Below are 4,808 nucleotides of genomic sequence, written 5' to 3' on the forward strand. Positions count from 1 at the left end.
GATTTATATACCTTATAAAGCTAATAAAATCGTTAAAGCTATAGACGATTTATCCAGGTACTCATTTTTAAAAAGCTAGTAAAATCAAGGTTTTATAACTTATAAAAAAGTGAAGTTTTTGTATAAATTGTATAATTTACCCAACATAAAAACTTAGAAAAATAAAAAATAAAATTACAAAGGAGAACTCATGATTATATACATTTATGACATAAAAACCTTGCAAATAGTAGCAAGACCAATTGTAAACTCATATGGTGAGTTTAAAGATAATCCAACAAAGTTTTATCCTAGTTGGGATATGTCTGATCACGTTTCAACTGAAGTAGAATTTCAAAATCCGATATTAGATTCTGGAGTAATTAGAGAAAAAACTAGAGAAGAGTTAATTCTACTAGATAATAAAACTGAATTGCTTCTGGATGGAGAATATATTGAAAATAATAAAATTATAGTAGTGGTTGCTCCTGATAATTTATTTAAAAAAGTATGGAATAAAACAACTAATGCTTGGGAAGAAGGAGCAACTCAAGATGATGTTGATAAAGAAATGAATAGATTAATAGATGAGTTCATAGAACTGTCCGAGCAAAAAGAAAAGTATATTAAATATGGTTTCGAAACTTTCGAAATCGAAAAAAAGATAGAAGAAAATATAGCAAAAAGAGATTATCTGTCTAAAATAGGGGTGGTAAAATGAGAGTTACCAAAGAATGGCAAGAGATAGAATTTAGGATGTGTACACTGGTAATACCAAGTATTCCAGGAGTTAGAATTAAAGCTTCAGAAACTAAACCGATTGGAGAGGTTGGGATTTTGTTTAGCGGAAAAGTAGAACCATTTTACAGTGGTCAGAAGCTATGGGCTAAGCTGCCATCATACGCTAGTCAGGAATCTATAGAAATGACCGTAGAAAATTTTATATAGGCGACAAAGTTAGAAAGGTTTACTTTGTTGCCTTGTCAGAAGCAAGTTTGCCATTTTATTTAGATGGATATTTAATATAGGGAGGGATATAAAAAATGATTGGTTTTCCAAAAAGAATTGCAACTAAACAAGACTACTACAACATAAAACAAATGGTGATTAATGGGGAATTAAGAGAGAGTGATTTTAAAAATTATTTAAATAATTTATTGGAAGATAGAAATATAAATATTCCTATCTTGGAAAAGGTTGATAATTATATAATGATCCCTCATAACCCAGAATTAACTTTAGAGGATGTTACAGGAGCTTTAAATATAGAAACTATTCAAAATGGAGAAGATTCTACAACTAAGATAACATTCGCAGAGCCATATACATTTGATGTTTTAACAATCGCAAATAAAAACTCTGAGTTAGATAGATTAGGAATAGATATTAGCGAAATTATGGAGGTATACAATGGCTAGGTATTTAGTTAATGACACATCTAGAATAGACGAAAGAGCAAGACTTACAGCAGAAAAAATAGCTACACTATCTCAGGAGATAATAGCTCCTAAAAAAGCATATATCGAATATGTCTCACCAGGAACTTTAAAAATACTACCAGGTACAATTATAACTGTTAAAGAGTCTATTTTTATACTTGATAATGAAAAAATATTAACTGTATCAAATTTAGATTCTGGATCTAACTTCCAAGATGGAAAAGATTATTATATTTATGCTTGTGATAGAGGCGGGAAGTTAGATGAAGAGTATAAAATTTCTCTTAATTCTACTTTTCCTGCAGGATATACAGCAAACAATTCTAGAAAAATTGGTGGTTTTCATTACGGGGTTTGTAGAAAAATATCTGATAATTTAAATCCAGTAGGAACTGATGGAACAGAATGGAGTGCAGGTTGGGAAACAAATACAACTTTAGATATACTTAAATTCTCTGTTTGGACTACTCAACATAGACCAAAATCAGAACCAGAAGGAATGGTTTATGTAGGTAATAGTCTATGGGTTGACATTTATCAATCTTCAGGGCCTTCAACTAAATTAGTGTCAGTAAAAGGTGTTAATCCTGTAACTGGCTCTGAAGGGTTTAACTGGTATTTGTTTAATGAGGCATTGTCTAGAGTAGGCAAGAGAATGTTAAGTTTTGATGAGTGGTATAAAGGTGCGCATGGCTCTCCAAGAGGAGAAAACAATAACGATATGGCATGGACTGCTGGAAGTAACACAGCCAGAACCCTAACTGGTAATGTTGTTAATGCGGTTAGTGTATTTGGATTAAAAGATTGTGTTGGAAATGTAAATGAGTGGCTATCTAATCTAATGGTTAGGCCAGCTGAAACTGGTTCTTGGGGTTGGAAGAATGCTCAAAGTGCTAACTACAATGGTAAAACAGTAAATAAAGGTAGTTTATACCTTTATTACGCAGATGGACTAGCTGCGCTTATCGCTGGTGGCAATTGGAATAATTCTACGAATGCTGGGCCTTCGTGTGTGTATGCGAGCGGTTATCCGTGGCATGTGAATAGCAGCGTCGGGTTGCGTGGTGCCTCAGACTCTCTGTAGTCTGAACTCTGTTGTCCGTAGCTGGAAAGCTGCGGACTTAAATTAAAAAGTATTAGGAAGGTAACAAAATGATAGCAAGAGTTTCACATCTTAGTGTTGTACAAAAAGTTTATGATTTTGAATTATACATCTATGATATTTTAGAAAAATTTCCTAGATCTGAAAGATACGCTATGATTACAAGATTAAAAAATACATTAAGAGAATTAATAAGAAGATTAATAAAAGCTGGAGAATCAGATAAAAAGAAAGGGCATCTATATGATGCAGATTGTGAGTTGAAGTTTTTGAAATATGAGTTCAGACTTGCAAAAGATTTAAGGTATATAAGTTTGAACAGATACAAAATAATAAGTGAGAAACTAAATGAAGTCGGGTCTATGCTGGGAGGCTGGATAAAGAATCTTGCTTAAATAATAAATTAGGTTTTTGGCTCTATTGGTTTTTAGCTGCGCTTATCGCTGGTGGCAATTGGAATAATTCTACGAATGCTGGGCCTTCGTGTGTGAATGCGAACAATTATCCGTGGAATGTGAATAGCAACATCGGGTTGCGTGGTGCCTCATGACTTCTAGTCAAACAAAGTTATAAGTTTAAGGATTTATAGCAAGGGCTTTATATATTTATAGAGAGTCAAGAGTCAAAGACCTGTCCGAAAGGCAAATTATAAAAATAAAAGCTATTCCTAGTAAGAAATTGAAAAGAATAGCTGAAAAATTTTAGGAGAACAATGAAAAGAACAGGAAATCTCTACGATAAAATATATGATTTTAACAATTTACACAAATCTTATTTGTTAGCGAGAAGATCTAAAAGATATAGAAATGAAGTTTTAAGATATACAGATAACCTTGAAGAGAACTTAATAATACTTCAGAATGAGCTTATATGGAAAAGCTATGAGCAAGGAGATTATAGAACTTTTAAAGTGTATGTTCCAAAGGAAAGAACCATAAAGGCTTTACCATTTAAAGATAGAGTATTACAACATGCAGTAAATTCTGTTATAGAGCCAGTATTTATTAAAGGGTTCTATGAACATAGTTATGCTTGTTTAAATGGAAAAGGAGCGCACAAAGCTTCTAGAGTTCTAAAGACATGGTTATTTAATTCAAAACATAAAAATATGTATTATCTAAAATGTGATGTTGCAAAATACTTTGATAGTATAAATCATGCTATTTTAATAAATATTTTGGAAAGTAAAATAAAATGTCCTGATACATTAAATTTATTAAAACATATAATAGATAATGGAACTGGAGTTGGTATTCCAATTGGGAACTTAACATCGCAGACATTTGCAAATATTTATCTAAATGAATTTGATAAGTTTGTAAAACATAAATTAAAAATTAAACATTATATAAGGTACATGGATGATTTTATTATATTAGATGAATCCAAAGAAAATATACATAGGTATTTAAATGAAATAGAAAGCTATTTAAGCTCAAATTTAGCCCTGAAGCTAAATCACAAGACAAGAATAGCCCCTGTTTTCAAAGGCGTTGATTTTGTAGGTTACAAACATTTTATAAATAGAATAAATTTAAGAAGAAGTACATGGATAAGGCAAAAGAAACTAATTAAAAATATGTTTAAAAAATTAAAGCAAGGTAAAATAACAACAGATGAAGTTAGAAGGAGTTTATACAGCATATTAGGGCATTTGCAACATGCTGATGTGTATTTGCTTAAAAAGAATATAGAAACAAAATTTAAGCAGTTAAGGGAGGGTTTGTGATAATAGTTGATGAAGTTTTAAAAATAATTAATAAATTTATTCCAGATAAAAATACTCAAAGTCAAATGGAAATAGAATTAAAAAAACTAGAGGTTGAGGATTTTAGCAACAAAAGAGGAACTAATCTAGAAAAGGCAGTTAGCATGGTTTTTCCAACAATCGCATTTATATTTTGTGCATTTTTAATAAGTAACTTAATAGGAATGTGGATAGGGTTTATATTTAAAATGCAATCTCCAATATTTCCTATAGACGATAGGATGTATCAAATAATAATGGTCTATTTAGGAGGATTCTTTGGAAATAGAACTGTCAAAAGTTGGAGGGGAGAAAAATAAAAAATATATTTGAAAATTTGCTTAATTATATACAAAATTCAATTTTTTGGCTTAGTGCAGGTTTTGTGAGTGCTATTGGTGGAATAGATGGAGATATTAGAGTCTTGTTCTATCTAACGATAATAGATTGTATTACAGGGTTTTTAAAGGCAATCAAAGAAAGGAACGTTTTGTCTAAAAATATGTTCATAGGATTTATAATAAGGAAGCCAGCCATATAT

At 30.9% G+C, this 4,808-nt stretch carries 8 protein-coding genes; all 8 read left to right on the plus strand.

All coding sequences use genetic code 11. The annotated features are described in order from the left end of the window. The first annotated feature begins 190 nt into the window (after nucleotides 1-190). Entirely contained in the window at nucleotides 191-700 is a 510-nt protein-coding gene (locus ACRDDY_RS11920) for a hypothetical protein (protein ID WP_438565167.1), read from the plus strand. Then, nucleotides 697-927, plus strand: coding sequence for a hypothetical protein (locus tag ACRDDY_RS11925; protein ID WP_438565168.1), 231 nt, complete (start codon nucleotides 697-699; stop codon nucleotides 925-927). The genes ACRDDY_RS11920 and ACRDDY_RS11925 overlap by 4 nt, the downstream gene beginning before the upstream one ends. Before the next feature lie 95 nt (nucleotides 928-1,022). Next, complete coding sequence (locus tag ACRDDY_RS11930; RefSeq protein WP_438565169.1) at nucleotides 1,023-1,397, plus strand: hypothetical protein; 375 nt, start codon at nucleotides 1,023-1,025, stop codon at nucleotides 1,395-1,397. Then, nucleotides 1,390-2,502, plus strand: a complete 1,113-nt coding sequence (locus ACRDDY_RS11935; RefSeq protein ID WP_438565170.1) for a phage major tropism determinant — start codon at nucleotides 1,390-1,392, stop codon at nucleotides 2,500-2,502. The genes ACRDDY_RS11930 and ACRDDY_RS11935 overlap by 8 nt, the downstream gene beginning before the upstream one ends. 68 nt (nucleotides 2,503-2,570) lie before the next feature. Continuing rightward, on the plus strand, nucleotides 2,571-2,915 hold the full coding sequence (avd, locus tag ACRDDY_RS11940; protein WP_438565171.1) for a diversity-generating retroelement protein Avd: 345 nt from the start codon (nucleotides 2,571-2,573) through the stop codon (nucleotides 2,913-2,915). A gap of 317 nt (nucleotides 2,916-3,232) precedes the next feature. Next, entirely contained in the window at nucleotides 3,233-4,249 is a 1,017-nt protein-coding gene (locus ACRDDY_RS11945) for a reverse transcriptase domain-containing protein (RefSeq protein ID WP_438565172.1), read from the plus strand. Then, nucleotides 4,246-4,587 carry a hypothetical protein gene (locus ACRDDY_RS11950; protein WP_438565173.1) on the plus strand — a complete coding sequence of 114 codons (342 nt, stop codon included), beginning with the start codon at nucleotides 4,246-4,248 and terminating at the stop codon, nucleotides 4,585-4,587. Before ACRDDY_RS11945 ends, ACRDDY_RS11950 begins: the two co-directional genes overlap by 4 nt. A 65-nt stretch (nucleotides 4,588-4,652) precedes the next feature. Continuing rightward, a partial coding sequence (locus ACRDDY_RS11955; protein ID WP_438565174.1) for a phage holin family protein occupies nucleotides 4,653-4,808 on the plus strand: 156 nt, incomplete at its 3' end.

The sequence above is a fragment of the Clostridium sp. genome (assembly GCF_051656525.1).
Taxonomy (GTDB): Bacteria; Bacillota; Clostridia; order Clostridiales; family Clostridiaceae; genus Clostridium.

Excerpts from the sequence above, each read along its gene's own strand:
- ACRDDY_RS11920 (WP_438565167.1), top strand. The coding sequence starts at position 191 with ATGATTATATACATTTATGACATAAAAACCTTGCAAATAGTAGCAAGA.
- ACRDDY_RS11925 (WP_438565168.1), top strand. The coding sequence starts at position 697 with ATGAGAGTTACCAAAGAATGGCAAGAGATAGAATTTAGGATGTGTACA.
- ACRDDY_RS11930 (WP_438565169.1), top strand. The coding sequence starts at position 1,023 with ATGATTGGTTTTCCAAAAAGAATTGCAACTAAACAAGACTACTACAAC.
- ACRDDY_RS11935 (WP_438565170.1), top strand. The coding sequence starts at position 1,390 with ATGGCTAGGTATTTAGTTAATGACACATCTAGAATAGACGAAAGAGCA.
- avd (WP_438565171.1), top strand. The coding sequence starts at position 2,571 with ATGATAGCAAGAGTTTCACATCTTAGTGTTGTACAAAAAGTTTATGAT.
- ACRDDY_RS11945 (WP_438565172.1), top strand. The coding sequence starts at position 3,233 with ATGAAAAGAACAGGAAATCTCTACGATAAAATATATGATTTTAACAAT.